This window comes from Bradyrhizobium sp. LTSP885 (assembly GCF_000938305.1).
GTDB lineage: Bacteria > Pseudomonadota > Alphaproteobacteria > Rhizobiales > Xanthobacteraceae > Bradyrhizobium.
Genome location: NZ_JYMT01000043.1, coordinates 240,624 through 253,479, shown reverse-complemented (window position 1 = coordinate 253,479; position 12,856 = coordinate 240,624). Strand labels below are relative to the sequence as shown.

Sequence of the window (12,856 nt, the reverse complement as noted above, 5' to 3'; positions counted from 1 at the left end):
CCCCCCGCATGTCGGCCCCGGGCGATGCCCCGCCACGAATCCCGATGGACCTTCAACGTGGCAGCACGGTAGTTCGGGCGCAATAAATGCTGCTGCGCCTGATAATTCCGAGCCCGGAACGGCCGTCTCGACCGTTCAACGGAGAGCACGCAAGACGACGTCGCGCGAGCGGCAACACGCGGGGAGACCCATCGACCATGTCCGTCATCGCGATCCTGACAACGAACAAGACGACCTATGATTCATTGCACGGCATCCTCGCGATGGTGGGCGCCGAGTTCGACCGCCTCGGGCACGAGGTGCAGATGCTCAATCTGCTGGCCCCCGAGACGCCGGCCCGGCTCACCGCCCTGTTGCCGCGGCGCGCCGAGACGATGGCGATCGGCTTTTCCGGGATCGGGCTCGAGCTCTACACCAACGACAAGAAGCTGTTCTGGGACGAGGCTCAAATCCCCTGCTTCACCTGGTTTTGCGACCACCCGTCCTATTACGCGCGGCGCCATGGGCTCGAGAGCCGCTATCTCGCGCATGGCTACGTGTTTCCGGACCACGCTGCATTCAACCGCGATCATCTGCGGGCCAATGGCGCTGTCTTCGCAACCCATATGGGCATTCCCGATCCGGGTTTCTTCGGCGCCCTGCCGCCCGAGAAACGCAACGGCCGGCTGGTCTTTGCCAAATCCGGCTGGAATCCGGCAGAGCTGGAACGCACCTACCGCACGACGATGCCACCAAAGCTGTTCGCCATCCTGTTCGATGCGATCGCCGAAGCGCGCGGCAAGTTCTGCAGCACATTTCCCGAGATCATCGTCCGGGTTGCCGCCGAGCATATGGTCTACCTGACGCCCGGCCGCGACGTGTTCAATACGATCCTCACCCGGCTCGATAACTACACGCGGGCGGTGCGCAGCCGCGAGGTCGGCGCGGTGCTGCTCGACTATCCCGTCGATTTCATCGGCGGCGGCTGGGACGATCTCGCAGGCAAGGGACGGCACGCCCGTATCCTCGGCGCGATGCCGTTCGAAGCGATGCGCGAGGGCCTCGGCAGCTATCTCGCAGCCGTCTCGCTCAATCCCAATGTCGACCTATCAATGCATGACCGGGTGTTCTTCGCGCTCGGCGCCGGCACCGTGCCGGTGTTCGACACCAATAGCTTCTCGGCCGCCCATATGCCGCACCTCGCCCGCTACAGCTTCGGCCAGGACCAGAACGCCGCGAGCGTTGCCGCCGCCGTCGAGGCCGTGCTGGCCGATCCTGCCACAGCCCAAGCGGCGACCGCGGCGACGTTTGACGAGCTCTATCCGCGCTTCTCGATGAGCCGGTCGGTGCAGGATATCCACGAGATCACGATGTCCATGACGGGCACCGCCGGCGCAAGGCTGTTGCCCGCGGAGCCGGCGCCCCCCAACGTCTGGGCGCCGACGGCGAAGGTGGCCTGACACGCGCCTTGCCGTTTCCGTGGCCGCGTCGCGCCGGCTGAGCTAGCATAAGGCCCGTCACGTCTGATCAGGGCCGGCATGAATCGACGCGGGTTCATTTCTGGATTGGCCGTTGCCGCGGCGCTTGCAGGTTTCGCCTCAGCGTCCGCCGCGGCTGACGGCCGACGCGTTGCGCTGGTGATCGGCAACGGCGCCTACCGAAGCGTGCCGGCACTCTCCAATCCGCCCAATGATGCCGGCGATGTCGCCGCGGCGTTGAGACGGCTCGGCTTCACGGTCACCCTGATCGCCAACGGCACTTTCGACGAGATGCGGCGCGGCTTGATCGCGCTCGGGCGCGATGCCGCCGGCGCCGAGATGGCCGCGGTGTATTTCGCCGGCCATGGCATGGAGATCAACGGCGAGAACTGGCTGATCCCGGTCGATGCAGAGCTGAAGCGCGATACCGACGCAGCGAACGAAGCCATCAGCCTGCAGAGCGTGATGCTGCAGGTCACTGACACCACGAGCCTCGGGCTCGTCGTCCTCGACGCCTGCCGCAACAATCCGTTCGCCGCCAAGATGAACCGGGCGCTGGCGACGCGGGCGGCGGTGAGCGGCGGACTCGGCCGCATCGAGCCGGTCGGCAACGTGCTGGTCGCCTATGCCGCCCGCGACGGCACCACCGCGCTCGACGGCGACGGACACAACAGCCCGTTCACCGCGGCCCTGCTGCGCAATATCGAGACGCCCGGCGTCGAGGTTACCTTCATGTTCCGCAACGTCCGCGACGACGTGATGGAGGCGACGCGCAACGCGCAGCAGCCCTTCGTGTACGGCTCGCTGTCGCGCAAGGCGATCTACCTGGCCGGCCTGCCCTCGCCGGGTTCGGCCGGCACGACGCAGGCGAATGCGATGCCTGCGGTTGCGGCTCCAGCGCTGCCCGCGTCGCCATCCGCAATCGATCCGGCGCTGGTCGGCACCTGGGAGATCATGGTGCCTGATGGCCGCGGCCAGTCGCGCTGGATCTGGCGGATCATGGCCGACGGCAGCTACAAATTCCATGCCGAAGGCGGCCGCGCCGTGCAATCTCATGAGGGCACCGTCACCGCCGCGAACGGCCGCTGGACGCTGCACCCGCTCAAGGGCCTGCCGAAGGATTACAGCGACGGCGGCTCGTACGAGATCCGCGACACCATCGCCGTGATCACGGGGAAGCTGGGGACGGGATATTGGAAGCGGAGTGTGGAGTGAGAAAGTAGTCCGCATGAGCGAAGCGATATGCGGGACAGGAAGAACCGGGATGTCGCCCCGCTCATCCGGGCTACGCTTGCTTGCGATGTAGGCGGCATCAATGGCAGTGCCGCCGGGTGGATTGACCAGGCCCAGGCAATCTCGCAAAGCTTTGGAAAGTACAAGAGCTGAGCTGGAGTCCGCTTCTCATGACACGCGACGTCGACTTTTCCTTCAGGCCCGCGCGCCGTGACGACGCGGAGACGGTCTTCAACATTACGAAGGCCTCGATCGGCGGCCTTGGCGCGGCCTCTTACTCTCGGGATCAAATCGAGAATTGGATGGGCGCGCGCACACCGGCATTTTACGAAGAGCTCATCGCGAGAGGACGAATGACCGTATGCGTGCGCGACGGCGTCATCGTTGGATTTGTTGACGCCGAGCCGGGCGAAGTCACCCGGTTGTTCATCTTGCCGGATGCTGCCGGTGCTGGACTCGGTCGGCGGCTGCTCGAGATCGGAATCACCCAGGCGAGGCTGAACCATCACGGGCCAATCAAGCTCGAGGCGACAATCAATGCCGAAGGCTTCTACCAAAAGCATGGCTTTAGAAGCGTCGGCATGGGTCATTTCTCTCACGGCCTCGGCGGCGAGCCGATCGAGATCGTGCATATGGAATTGTAGATTACAGGGCCGCGACCGGGTTCGCTCCGCGCGGGGCGTCACCGTAACTCTCGTAACTCTGAATAATGAGCGGTCGAAAGTACGCCAACCTACGCCGAGCTGATGTCCGCGCGGCTAAGTGCAACGTCGATGCGACGTAGCACATAATCGCGGAGTTCGCCTGCGCGTCTCACACAGGCGCGGTGCTCGGCGACGAGAGCGGCGATTTCGCCTTGTTCCGGCGTGCCGTCCGCCTTCACCAGTCTGGCGCCTGCCCATCGGCTTTCCGCATCGTAGCGGCGATGGTCGAGCAGGCTGACCGCTTGTTCAAGTTCATGCAGGGCGGCAACCGCGGCTTCTTCGCCGTCGCCCGACAGCAGCATGATCGCGTCGCGCAATACGTAGCGCGCCATCGTGTGGCTGCAGGCGAGGTTTGTGGCACGTCCCGCGTTGGGGCAAAGGCCGGTCCGCGCAAAACCGGAAGGGCTGTGTGCGCTCCGCATGGGATCGCCGTCAGGACCGGCCGGAATGCTCTCGTGCGCCATTTCGCATGGCCAGGCCCGCAACGCCTCGATCCGCTGGCGGTGTGCAATCAGGACTGCTCGTTCAAGCGCCATCGATCGCCTGCCATCGCGATAAGAGCCGCGAAGTATCCTTCGAACGACTCCGTCGCAGCCTCACACTTAAATGGTGCCCAGGGGCGGGATCGAACCACCGACACTGCGATTTTCAGTCGCATGCTCTACCAACTGAGCTACCTGGGCATGCTGGCCGGGCCTGAAAAGGCGTGAGCCGAGCGGGCGGTTTATAGAGAGGTCGGAGGGCGCTGTCCACCCGGCTTCGTCAAAGGCTTCGCCGGGCGCGGCCCGGGTTCCGCGGTTTTCCCAACTTGTTGGGAAATCACGCTAATCCGGGTCCTCGACGTCATCGTCGCGGCCGGGGACGACGTAGGAGCCCTTCAGCCAGCGGTTCAGGTCGACGTCGCGGCAGCGCGGGGAACAGAACGGCAGAAAGGCCTGCTCGGCCGGCTTGCGGCAGATCGGGCAGGCCTTCACGGTGGCTGCGGGTTTTCGAGCTTGGTCGGTCATGGTGGAAGCAGCTTACATCAATTGGAAATGAAGAACGCGGCCGCGTGTTCTACCCTTCTCCCCTTGTGGGAGAAGGTGGCGCGGACATCGTCCGCGCCGGATGAGGGGTCTCTATCCGCGGAGACAGACCCCTCACCCAAATCGCATCTCCGATGCGATTTGACCTCTCCCACAAGGGGAGAGGTGCACCGCAGATGCGGCACCAGAGCCGGGTTTATCAATCCTCAAACCGCGACTGCGTTGAGCCAGCCGTAGCGGATCGGGAATCCTTCGCCGCCGAGCAAGGTCACGGTCTCGTAGAGCGGCAGGCCGACCACGTTGGTATAGGAGCCGACCATCTTGACCACGAAGGATCCGGCGATGCCCTGCACGGCATAGCCGCCGGCCTTGCCGCGCCATTCGCCGGAGCCGATATAGGCCTGGATGTCTTCCTCACTGAGCCGCTTGAAGCGTACGCGGGTTTCGACCAGGCGCTGGCGGAACGCCTCCTTCGGCGTCACGATGCAGATCGCGGTGTAGACGCGGTGGTTGCGGCCGGACAACAGCCGCAGGCACTGCGCGGCCTCGTCGACCAGATTGGCCTTGGGCAGGATGCGGCGGCCGACCGCAACCACGGTGTCGGCGGCAATGACGAACGCGCCGCGCAGATCGTCGTCGAGCTGCACCGACTTCAGCGCCGCGTCCGCCTTGGCGCGCGCGAGGCGGTTCGCGCAGGCACGCGGCAGCTCGCCCCGACGAGGGGTCTCGTCGACATCGGCCGGGCGTAGCGCATCGGGCTCGATGCCAGCCTGGTTGAGCAGCGACAGCCGCCGCGGCGAACCGGAAGCAAGAACGAATTTGGGGCGACCAAGCATGCAGGTTTTTGGGCTGGGACTTAGGGGGACGGACGCGCGCGGAACCTATCGGATGCGACATGGATGCACAACCACGGAACCGGCCGCGAATCGCGTCGCCGACCGGGGCAAAGCCCCATAAGCACAGCTGTTTGTCAGTCTGGCGACAGTCGGCTATCCGCTGGCGGCGCTGGCCTTGGCGAAGCGGCGGCGGATGCGCAGCAGGAGGCCGTCGCAGACCTCTCGATAGGCGGCGAGCTTCTGCTCGCGGGTGCCTTCGGTGCCGGTCGGATCATGCGTCGGCCAGTATTCGACGTCGGCGGCGAGCGTGCGGGTGAGGTCGAGCGCCTTGTGATGCGCTTCCGGCGAGAGCGTGATGATGAGGTCGAAGTTCAGCCCTTCCCAGTCCTCCAGTTCCTCGAAGGTGGTCGGCTTGTGATGGGAGATGTCCTGGCCGAGTTCGGCCATCACGGCCACCGCGAACGGATCCAGCTCGCCCTTCTTCGCGCCCGCGGAACGCACATAGAGGCCCTGCGGAAACATCTGCTGCAGCAGGCTTTCAGCCATCGGCGAGCGCACGGCGTTGTAACCGCATGCGAACAGCACGGCCTGCGGAGTGCGCGCGCGCGGCGCTTCCATGCGATCAGGCTTTTTTCGACCGGGGCACGCCCCCGTCAAGCTTCATACCGATCATTGTCCGCCCTCGCCCTTCCAGTGGAGGACGGTGATCAGCGTGAACAGCCGCCGCGCGGTCTCGAAATCGACGCGGACCTTGCCTTTCAGCCGCTCCTGCAGCGTGCGTGAGCCGTCGTCGTGGATGCCGCGGCGGCCCATGTCGATCGCCTCGATCTTGTCAGGCGTCGCGGTCCGGATCGCCTGGTAGTAGCTGTCGCAGATCATGAAGTAGTCCTTCACGACGCGGCGGAACGGCGTCAGCGACAACAGATGCGCCACCACGGGCGAGCCGTCCTCTTTCCTGATGTCGAACATCAGCCGGTTGCCGGTGATCCCAATGTGCAAGGTGAAGGGGCCGGCGTCAGCACCTTCGGGCGCAAACAGATTTTGCTCGACCAGATCGTAGATTGCGATCGCGCGTTCGTGCTCGATGTCGGGCCCGGAACGGCCGATCGATTCCTCGTCGAGCGTCACCGCGACGATGCGATTGTTGGAATCCGCGTCGGCAGGTGACTTGGTCATGAGAGGTTGAGGCGCAATCCGACGGAACGTGAATGGGCATCGAGACCCTCGGCCTGGCCGAGCGTCATCGCGGCGGGCCCGAGCGCACGAAGTTGCTCCGGCCCGCACTTCAGGATCGAGGTTCGCTTCATGAAGTCAAGCACCCCGAGGCCCGAGGAGAACCGCGCCGAGCGCGCGGTCGGCAGCACATGGTTGGAGCCGCCGACATAGTCACCGATCGCCTCCGGCGTATGTGCCCCCAAAAAGATCGCACCGGCATTGCGGACCTTTTTCGACAGGCCCTCCGGATCGGCGGTCATGATCTCCAGATGCTCGGCGGCGATCGCATTCGCAAGCTCGACCGCGTCGTCGAGCTGAGCTACCTGGATGACGGCGCCAAAATCGTTCCACGAGGTCCGCGCGATGTTTTCGCGCGGCAGGGTCGTGAGCTGCGCCTCGACGGCGCGCTCGACATCGGCGGCGAGCCGCGCAGAGTCTGTGATCAGGATCGATTGCGCGCTGACGTCATGCTCGGCCTGCGCCAGCAGATCGGCCGCGATCCAGTCGGCATTGCCGGTGTCGTCGGCGATGACAAGCACCTCGGAGGGGCCGGCGATCATGTCGATGCCGACCTTGCCGAACACCTGCCGTTTCGCCGCGGCGACATAGGCATTGCCGGGGCCGACGATCTTGGCCACCGGCGCGATCGTGGCGGTGCCATAGGCCAGCGCGGCCACCGCCTGCGCGCCACCGACGCGGTAGATCTCGGAGACGCCGCCGAGTTGGGCGGCCGCCAGCACCAGCGGGTTGAGCTTGCCGTCCGGCGCCGGCACCACCATCACCACCCGCGGCACGCCGGCGACTTTCGCGGGCACCGCGTTCATCAGCACCGAGGACGGATAGGCCGCGGTGCCGCCGGGCACGTAAAGGCCAACCGCGTCGACCGCGCTCCAGCGCCAGCCGAGCTCGACGCCTTCGGCATCGGTGAAGCGTTCGTCCTTCGGCAGTTGGCGGCGGTGGAAGGTATCGATCCGGTCGCGGGCGAATTTCAGGGCGTCGAGTATTTTGCCGTCGCAGGCTTTCACGGCGGCATCGATCTCGGCCGCGGTGATGCGCAGGCCGCTCGCCTCGATCGTCAGCCGGTCGAACTTTGTCGTCGCCTCGAGCAGCGCCGCATCGCCGCGGGCCGCCACATCGTCGACGATGGCGCGGGTGGCGCGCTCGACGTCGGCGGACACCTCGCGCTTGGCGGCCAGGAAATCGCGAAATCGCTGGTCGAAATCGGCGCTCTGTCGGTCCAGGCGAACGGGCATGGCGGCTTTCTTTGCGGACAGGGGTCAGGTCCCTGCTCAATGGCGCGGCAGCCAATGGCCGTCAACCCTTGCAAAAGCGACAAACTCGCCGTCGTCCCGGCGAAAGCCGGGACCCATAACCCCAAATGCCCCTGGTGGTGGCACGCTGGGGCCGCATCTTGTCCCAACAAGCTGCTTTGGTGGCTATGGGTCCCGGGTCAAGCCCGGGACGACGAAATCATATCGCGGCGCCCAAATCGTCCGTCCCGAGGTCGGTCAGCTCGCATTCCAGGCACTCGACATCCAGCCGCAGCGCTCCGCCATGGCCGAACATCAAAAGCGCGCTGCCACCGGGGGGATCGGAGGCGTGGAATTCGATCCCGAGCAGTTCCAGGGCGGCGTCCGGGGCCTCGAGGTCGATATTGCGCGACTTGCAGGCCAGCACCCGGTCGAAGCGCAGCGCGGCAATCAGGCGACGCGAGCAGGTGCCGCCCGCCAGGGTCTGCTCCCAGTCCAGCCGGTTGATGCCGACCACCAGCCGTTTCTCGTCCTGGCGCCAGACGATGTCGGCGGGCTGGACGCGGGCGTCCTGGACATGGGCGGAGATGACCGCGAGGTCATCGGCATCGAGCGCAATCAGTTTCAGGGGAGCAGGCGACGACATGGCGACCTTTATAGCGCGTCGCCGCGTGGGAGATACCGTTCCACCGAAAGAAAAACCTCTGGAGCACCCTGGGCCCGGAACCAGACCCGCGCGCGCCGTCAGAGCCGACTGATGTCCTCGCTCTCCAGCACCGGCTTCGGATGGCCGTCGCGCACCACCTTGAGCATGGCGCGGCCGAGCTGTTCCGACGTCGTCATGTATTTCGGTGCGGCGCGGACCAGATAGGACAGCAGCGGCGAGGCCACGACATAGATCGCCTGCACCCAGGCGGTCTTGGAGCGCACGCCGTGCAGCGGCTGGATGCCGGCGGGACGGAACATGTAGGCAGCCTTGAACGGCAGCTTGAGCAGATCGTTCTCGGTCTTGCCCTTGACCCGCGCCCACATCAGCGAGCCGCGCTCGGTGGAATCGGTGCCGCGTCCGGTGACATAGGTGAAGACCATGCCGGGATTGAGCCGCGACAGCGTCGCCGCCGCCGCAAGCGTGATGTCGTAGGTGAGATGGCGGTAGCGCGCCTCGTCCATGCCGATCGAGGAGACGCCGAGGCAGAAGAAGCAGGCGTCGTAGCCGGTGAGTTGCGGCTCGATCGCGCTGTAGTCCGTGAAATTGTCATGGACGAGTTCGACCAGCTTGGGGTCGCGCTGCCCGGTCGGGCTGCGCCCGATCGCGAGCACGCGCTCGACGCCCTGATCGCGCAGACATTCGCGCAGCACGCCCTGCCCGACCATGCCGGTGGCGCCGAACAGGATGACTTTCATTGGATCTTCTTTCTGTCGCGCGGCGTCACGGCTTCAGGCGGCGGCCGCGGCCTGATAAAATGATAGACCGGTCAGCACGGCCGAAACATCCCACAACCGCTCCGCGGCTGCAGCATCCTTCGCCCGCGGCATGATCTTGGCCGGCGACGGTGGTCCCTTCATCTCGTAGAATCCGTTCGGGCCATAATAGCCAGCTGCCTTCGCCGCCGGCGACGTCGCAGCAAACAGGGTCGGGAGCGCGCCAGCTGCAGCGGAATGACTGGCAAAAGGCTGAAGTAAAATGCCGAGGTACCCCAACAGGCCGCTGGTGCCCGGACCGTTGGCGATCAGTTCGGTTCGCGCAAAACCGGGGTGCGCGGCGTTGCTCATCAATCCCCAACCGGCAGCGTCGCTGCGCCGCTGGAGTTCGAGAGCGAACACCAGCATCGCCAGCTTCGACTGACAGTAGGCCTTGAAGGAATTATAGGATTTTGCACCTTGCAGATCTTCAAAATCGATCGTGCCTGAACGATGCGCAAGGCTGGACAGGTTCACCACGCGAGGCTGATGGCCGCGGCGAAGCAGCGGCAGCAGACGTGCGGTGAGCGCGTAATGGCCAAGGTAGTTGATGCCGAACTGCATTTCGAAGCCGTCAGCGGTGGTCTGCCGCTTCGGCAGCGCCATCACACCGGCATTGTTGATCAGCAGATCGAGCGCGCCATGGCTGGCAGCGAAGCGTGCTGCGAAATCGGCGACCGAGGACAGATCAGCGAGATCGAGCGTCTCGTAGCTGACTTTGGCATTGCCGAATTGATCGCGGATTCTCGAGATGGCATTCTGGCCCTTGAGGTCATTGCGGCCAGTGAGCACCACCTTGGCGCCGGCGCGGGCGAGCGCCAGCGCGGTCTCGAAGCCGAGGCCGCCGGTGGCGCCGGTAATGACGGCGGTCTTGCCGTCCTGGGACGGAATGTCTGCGATGGTCCAATCGGTCATGGTTATATCTCCGGGCTCGATTCGTTGCGGATGCGACTGCGCCGCTCTAAATGTGCACTTAGTGCAAATTTGCAATAGGTGAAGATTGAGGATTGATCGGTGAACCCGCGCAAACCAGCTAAACCACGGCTATCAAAGGCAAAATCCAGTGCGGCCGCAGTTCCCCCTGGTCTGCGGGAACGCAAGCGGCAACAAACCCGCGAGCGGCTGACCCGGGCGGCGATGGCGCTGTTTCTGGAGCGCGGCTTCGAGGCCACCACGCTCGACGATATCGCCGCCGCCGCGGACATTTCACGCCGCAGCTTCTTCCATTACTTCGCGTCAAAGGAAGACGTGGTTTTTGCGTTGCACGAGGAGATCACGGCGGCCCTGATCGCCGCGGTCGCCGCGCGACCGCGCGATGAATCCATGCTCGCAGCCGCGGAGAACGCGATCTCCGCGATGGCTCGCCAGCTCGACCCCGGCGAGGCGATCGCGATGGCGCGTTTGAAGCGCGACAATCCGGCGCTGCAGGCCCGCGATCAGGCCAAATACGAGAGGCTTGAACGCGCGCTGGCGGATGCACTCGCCAAACGCACCGGCCATAAAGCCGAAAAGCAGCAGGCCCGGCTGGTGGCAATGATCGCCACCGGCGCGATGCGCGTCGGCGCCGACCTCTGGGCCGCCGACGGCGCGCGCGAAAAGCCGGAAGCCCTGGTCAAGCGAATATTCGCCGCGATACGGGCGATCTTCGATTGACCGCCGGTATCGGGAGTCTGTTGCGTTCTGACTGAAATCAGATCGGGGCCGACGCTCAGCCCTTGATGTACGCCAGCAAGTCCGCGTTGACGGTCTCCGCCTCCGTGGTCGGCATGCCGTGCGGAAAGCCCTTGTAGGTCTTCAGCGTGCCGTTCTTGAGAAGCTTTGCCGACAGCGGCCCGGCGTCGGCGTAGGGCACGATCTGGTCGTCCTCGCTGTGCATCACCAGCACCGGGAGGTTGATCTTCTTGAGGTCCTCGGTGAAGTCGGTCTGCGAAAAGGCGACGATGCCGTCATAATGCGCCTTCGCGCCGCCGGTCATGCCCTGGCGCCACCAGTTCTGGATCACGGCTTCGGACGGCTTGGCGCCCGGCCGGTTGTAGCCATAGAACGGCCCCGAGGCGACGTCGCGATAGAATTGCGAGCGATTGGCGGCGAGCGCGGCCTGGAATCCGTCGTACACGTCCTTGGGCGTTCCGCCGGGATTGGCCGGTGTCTTCACCATCAGCGGCGGCACCGCACACAGGATCGCCGCCTTCACCACCCGGCTCTCGCCGTGCCGCGCCAGATAGCGCACCACCTCGCCGCCGCCGGTGGAGTGACCGACATGGATGGCATTCTTCAGGTCGAGATGATCAGTGACCGCTGCGAGGTCGTCGGCATAGTGGTCCATGTCATGGCCGTCGGAGACCTGGGCCGAGCGGCCGTGGCCGCGGCGGTCATGGGCGATGACGCGAAAACCATGATTGAGGAAGAACATCATCTGGCAGTCCCAGTCGTCGGACGACAGCGGCCAGCCGTGGCTGAACACGATCGGCTGGCCTTTTCCCCAATCCTTGTAGAAGATCTCGACGCCGTCTTTGGTGGTGATGGTGGGCATTTGATGGCTCCTCGATTAGTCGTCATTCCGGGGCACGCGAAGCGTGAACCCGGAATCTGGAGATAGATGAGCGAGATCGAGATTCTCAGATGCGCATCTGCGCATCATAGTTCGACGCTACGCGTCGCCCCGGAATGACGAGGATCAATCAGGCCAGGGTCATCGGCCGGAACCGGCGCCACGCGCCGATGATCACCAGCACGAAAAACAGCAGCACGACGCCCTGCACGACGGCAAACACCGGCCCGGACGGCGGGTTCGGCGGCACGGCCGGCGCCAGTGCCTGCAAGGCCGGCACCTTGAGGAAGCTCTGGATGACAAGCACGAAGACATTGAAGTAGAGCGAGAGCAGCGCCGTCACCACATAGACCGGGCGCCATACGCCGGCGAGCCGCATCGCATAGAGCGCGATGCAGGCGATCGCGAGCAGCACCAGCGACAGGATCGCGATCATGTGCGACGGCAGCAGTTGCGTGAACGGAAACAGGAAGCCGGTCGCGTTGGTCAGGATCGTGAACAGCAGAAAGATCGCCGTGATCCCGGGCATCGGCTTCGAACCGAGCAGGCCGAACATTGCGACCAGGCCGGTGACGATTGCAATCAGACTGATGATCACGTGCACAAGCGTGAACGTCGCCAAGCTCATTCCCAGAACCATGTGATGCACTCCCCGTTGAGACCACCACCAGAGGTTACGATGCGGTTCCGGAAATTGCCACATGCATCGGTGGCAGGACGGTCAACATTTCATGACAGCCTGCAAAAGCGGAGGCGTTCGCGCGCGTCATAGACCCGCGGGCCACGTGCGCTTCGTGAGAACTTGAATCAATAATAGCGCGGGATCGGTCCGTTATGCGGCGTCTTGCGCTTCGACAGGTCGAACATCACCTCGTCGACGTAGCACCAGCCCCAGCCCTCCGGCGGATCGTAACCCTCGATGATCGGATGGCCGGTGGCGTGGAAATGCGCCGTTGCGTGCTTGTTTGGGGAGTCGTCGCAGCAACCGACATGGCCGCAGGTCCGGCAGATCCGCAAATGCAGCCAGGGGCTGCCGCTCTTCAGGCATTCCTCGCAGCCGAGCGCACTCGGCGTGACGTCGGCAATGCCGGCGATATGTGTGCAGCTCTTTGACATGCGAACTC

The 12,856-nt window shown here is 64.7% G+C and carries 16 protein-coding genes and 1 tRNA gene; 4 read left to right on the top strand and 13 right to left on the bottom strand.

Annotated elements, in window-relative coordinates:
* Window positions 1–197 precede the first annotated feature (197 nt).
* From UP09_RS35180 to UP09_RS35170, 3 genes are all read left to right on the top strand, one after another.
* Window positions 198–1,439 (top strand): hypothetical protein, encoded by a 1,242-nt coding sequence (locus UP09_RS35180; protein ID WP_044542989.1) that lies wholly within the window; start codon window positions 198–200, stop codon window positions 1,437–1,439.
* A gap of 78 nt (window positions 1,440–1,517) precedes the next feature.
* Complete coding sequence (locus UP09_RS35175; RefSeq protein ID WP_082070415.1) at window positions 1,518–2,672, top strand: caspase family protein; 1,155 nt, start codon at window positions 1,518–1,520, stop codon at window positions 2,670–2,672.
* Between the two features lie 188 nt (window positions 2,673–2,860).
* The gene (locus tag UP09_RS35170) at window positions 2,861–3,334 is read left to right on the top strand and encodes a GNAT family N-acetyltransferase (RefSeq protein WP_044542988.1); all 474 of its coding nucleotides are present in this window, start codon (window positions 2,861–2,863) and stop codon (window positions 3,332–3,334) included.
* An 89-nt stretch (window positions 3,335–3,423) separates the two neighbouring features.
* Here the strand turns inward: UP09_RS35170 and UP09_RS37965 are convergent, their stop codons facing one another.
* The 10 genes from UP09_RS37965 to UP09_RS35120 all read right to left on the bottom strand — a co-directional run bounded on the left by UP09_RS37965 (window position 3,424) and on the right by UP09_RS35120 (window position 10,096).
* Window positions 3,424–3,930, bottom strand: a complete 507-nt coding sequence (locus tag UP09_RS37965; RefSeq protein WP_156164938.1) for a hypothetical protein — start codon at window positions 3,928–3,930, stop codon at window positions 3,424–3,426.
* 71 nt (window positions 3,931–4,001) lie between these two features.
* Window positions 4,002–4,077 (bottom strand) — tRNA-Phe (locus UP09_RS35160).
* Between the two features lie 141 nt (window positions 4,078–4,218).
* Entirely contained in the window at window positions 4,219–4,401 is a 183-nt protein-coding gene (gene yacG, locus UP09_RS35155) for a DNA gyrase inhibitor YacG (protein WP_044542986.1), read from the bottom strand.
* A 224-nt stretch (window positions 4,402–4,625) separates the two neighbouring features.
* Complete coding sequence (locus UP09_RS35150) at window positions 4,626–5,255, bottom strand: Maf-like protein (RefSeq protein WP_044542985.1); 630 nt, start codon at window positions 5,253–5,255, stop codon at window positions 4,626–4,628.
* A gap of 153 nt (window positions 5,256–5,408) precedes the next feature.
* Window positions 5,409–5,873 (bottom strand): arsenate reductase/protein-tyrosine-phosphatase family protein, encoded by a 465-nt coding sequence (locus UP09_RS35145; RefSeq protein ID WP_044542984.1) that lies wholly within the window; start codon window positions 5,871–5,873, stop codon window positions 5,409–5,411.
* A gap of 51 nt (window positions 5,874–5,924) precedes the next feature.
* Window positions 5,925–6,431: a UPF0262 family protein gene (locus UP09_RS35140; RefSeq protein WP_044542983.1), complete on the bottom strand. Its 507-nt coding sequence runs from the start codon at window positions 6,429–6,431 to the stop codon at window positions 5,925–5,927.
* Window positions 6,428–7,723 carry a histidinol dehydrogenase gene (hisD, locus tag UP09_RS35135; RefSeq protein ID WP_044542982.1) on the bottom strand — a complete coding sequence of 432 codons (1,296 nt, stop codon included), beginning with the start codon at window positions 7,721–7,723 and terminating at the stop codon, window positions 6,428–6,430. The genes UP09_RS35140 and hisD overlap by 4 nt, the downstream gene beginning before the upstream one ends.
* A gap of 217 nt (window positions 7,724–7,940) precedes the next feature.
* Entirely contained in the window at window positions 7,941–8,366 is a 426-nt protein-coding gene (locus UP09_RS35130) for a DUF2948 family protein (protein WP_044542981.1), read from the bottom strand.
* Window positions 8,367–8,464: 98 nt separating this feature from the next.
* Window positions 8,465–9,124, bottom strand: coding sequence for an NAD(P)H-binding protein (locus UP09_RS35125; RefSeq protein WP_044542980.1), 660 nt, complete (start codon window positions 9,122–9,124; stop codon window positions 8,465–8,467).
* Window positions 9,125–9,157: 33 nt separating this feature from the next.
* Complete coding sequence (locus UP09_RS35120) at window positions 9,158–10,096, bottom strand: SDR family oxidoreductase (protein ID WP_044542979.1); 939 nt, start codon at window positions 10,094–10,096, stop codon at window positions 9,158–9,160.
* Window positions 10,097–10,195: 99 nt separating this feature from the next.
* Between UP09_RS35120 and UP09_RS35115 the strand changes: the two genes are divergently transcribed.
* Window positions 10,196–10,834: a TetR/AcrR family transcriptional regulator gene (locus UP09_RS35115; RefSeq protein WP_044542978.1), complete on the top strand. Its 639-nt coding sequence runs from the start codon at window positions 10,196–10,198 to the stop codon at window positions 10,832–10,834.
* A 55-nt stretch (window positions 10,835–10,889) separates the two neighbouring features.
* Here the strand turns inward: UP09_RS35115 and UP09_RS35110 are convergent, their stop codons facing one another.
* The 3 genes from UP09_RS35110 to UP09_RS35100 form a co-directional block, all read right to left on the bottom strand.
* Entirely contained in the window at window positions 10,890–11,714 is an 825-nt protein-coding gene (locus UP09_RS35110; protein WP_044542977.1) for an alpha/beta fold hydrolase, read from the bottom strand.
* 148 nt (window positions 11,715–11,862) lie between these two features.
* Window positions 11,863–12,372: a hypothetical protein gene (locus UP09_RS35105; protein WP_044542976.1), complete on the bottom strand. Its 510-nt coding sequence runs from the start codon at window positions 12,370–12,372 to the stop codon at window positions 11,863–11,865.
* Window positions 12,373–12,539: 167 nt separating this feature from the next.
* Complete coding sequence (locus UP09_RS35100) at window positions 12,540–12,848, bottom strand: UBP-type zinc finger domain-containing protein (RefSeq protein WP_044542974.1); 309 nt, start codon at window positions 12,846–12,848, stop codon at window positions 12,540–12,542.
* Between the last annotated feature and the right edge of the window lie 8 nt (window positions 12,849–12,856).

What these genes read in the sequence shown, in the direction of transcription:
- UP09_RS35180 (WP_044542989.1), top strand. Translation starts at nt 198, where the DNA reads ATGTCCGTCATCGCGATCCTGACAACGAACAAGACGACCTATGATTCA.
- UP09_RS35175 (WP_082070415.1), top strand. Translation starts at nt 1,518, where the DNA reads ATGAATCGACGCGGGTTCATTTCTGGATTGGCCGTTGCCGCGGCGCTT.
- UP09_RS35170 (WP_044542988.1), top strand. Translation starts at nt 2,861, where the DNA reads ATGACACGCGACGTCGACTTTTCCTTCAGGCCCGCGCGCCGTGACGAC.
- UP09_RS37965 (WP_156164938.1), bottom strand. Translation starts at nt 3,930, where the DNA reads ATGGCGCTTGAACGAGCAGTCCTGATTGCACACCGCCAGCGGATCGAG.
- yacG (WP_044542986.1), bottom strand. Translation starts at nt 4,401, where the DNA reads ATGACCGACCAAGCTCGAAAACCCGCAGCCACCGTGAAGGCCTGCCCG.
- UP09_RS35150 (WP_044542985.1), bottom strand. Translation starts at nt 5,255, where the DNA reads ATGCTTGGTCGCCCCAAATTCGTTCTTGCTTCCGGTTCGCCGCGGCGG.
- UP09_RS35145 (WP_044542984.1), bottom strand. Translation starts at nt 5,873, where the DNA reads ATGGAAGCGCCGCGCGCGCGCACTCCGCAGGCCGTGCTGTTCGCATGC.
- UP09_RS35140 (WP_044542983.1), bottom strand. Translation starts at nt 6,431, where the DNA reads ATGACCAAGTCACCTGCCGACGCGGATTCCAACAATCGCATCGTCGCG.
- hisD (WP_044542982.1), bottom strand. Translation starts at nt 7,723, where the DNA reads ATGCCCGTTCGCCTGGACCGACAGAGCGCCGATTTCGACCAGCGATTT.
- UP09_RS35130 (WP_044542981.1), bottom strand. Translation starts at nt 8,366, where the DNA reads ATGTCGTCGCCTGCTCCCCTGAAACTGATTGCGCTCGATGCCGATGAC.
- UP09_RS35125 (WP_044542980.1), bottom strand. Translation starts at nt 9,124, where the DNA reads ATGAAAGTCATCCTGTTCGGCGCCACCGGCATGGTCGGGCAGGGCGTG.
- UP09_RS35120 (WP_044542979.1), bottom strand. Translation starts at nt 10,096, where the DNA reads ATGACCGATTGGACCATCGCAGACATTCCGTCCCAGGACGGCAAGACC.
- UP09_RS35110 (WP_044542977.1), bottom strand. Translation starts at nt 11,714, where the DNA reads ATGCCCACCATCACCACCAAAGACGGCGTCGAGATCTTCTACAAGGAT.
- UP09_RS35105 (WP_044542976.1), bottom strand. Translation starts at nt 12,372, where the DNA reads ATGGTTCTGGGAATGAGCTTGGCGACGTTCACGCTTGTGCACGTGATC.
- UP09_RS35100 (WP_044542974.1), bottom strand. Translation starts at nt 12,848, where the DNA reads ATGTCAAAGAGCTGCACACATATCGCCGGCATTGCCGACGTCACGCCG.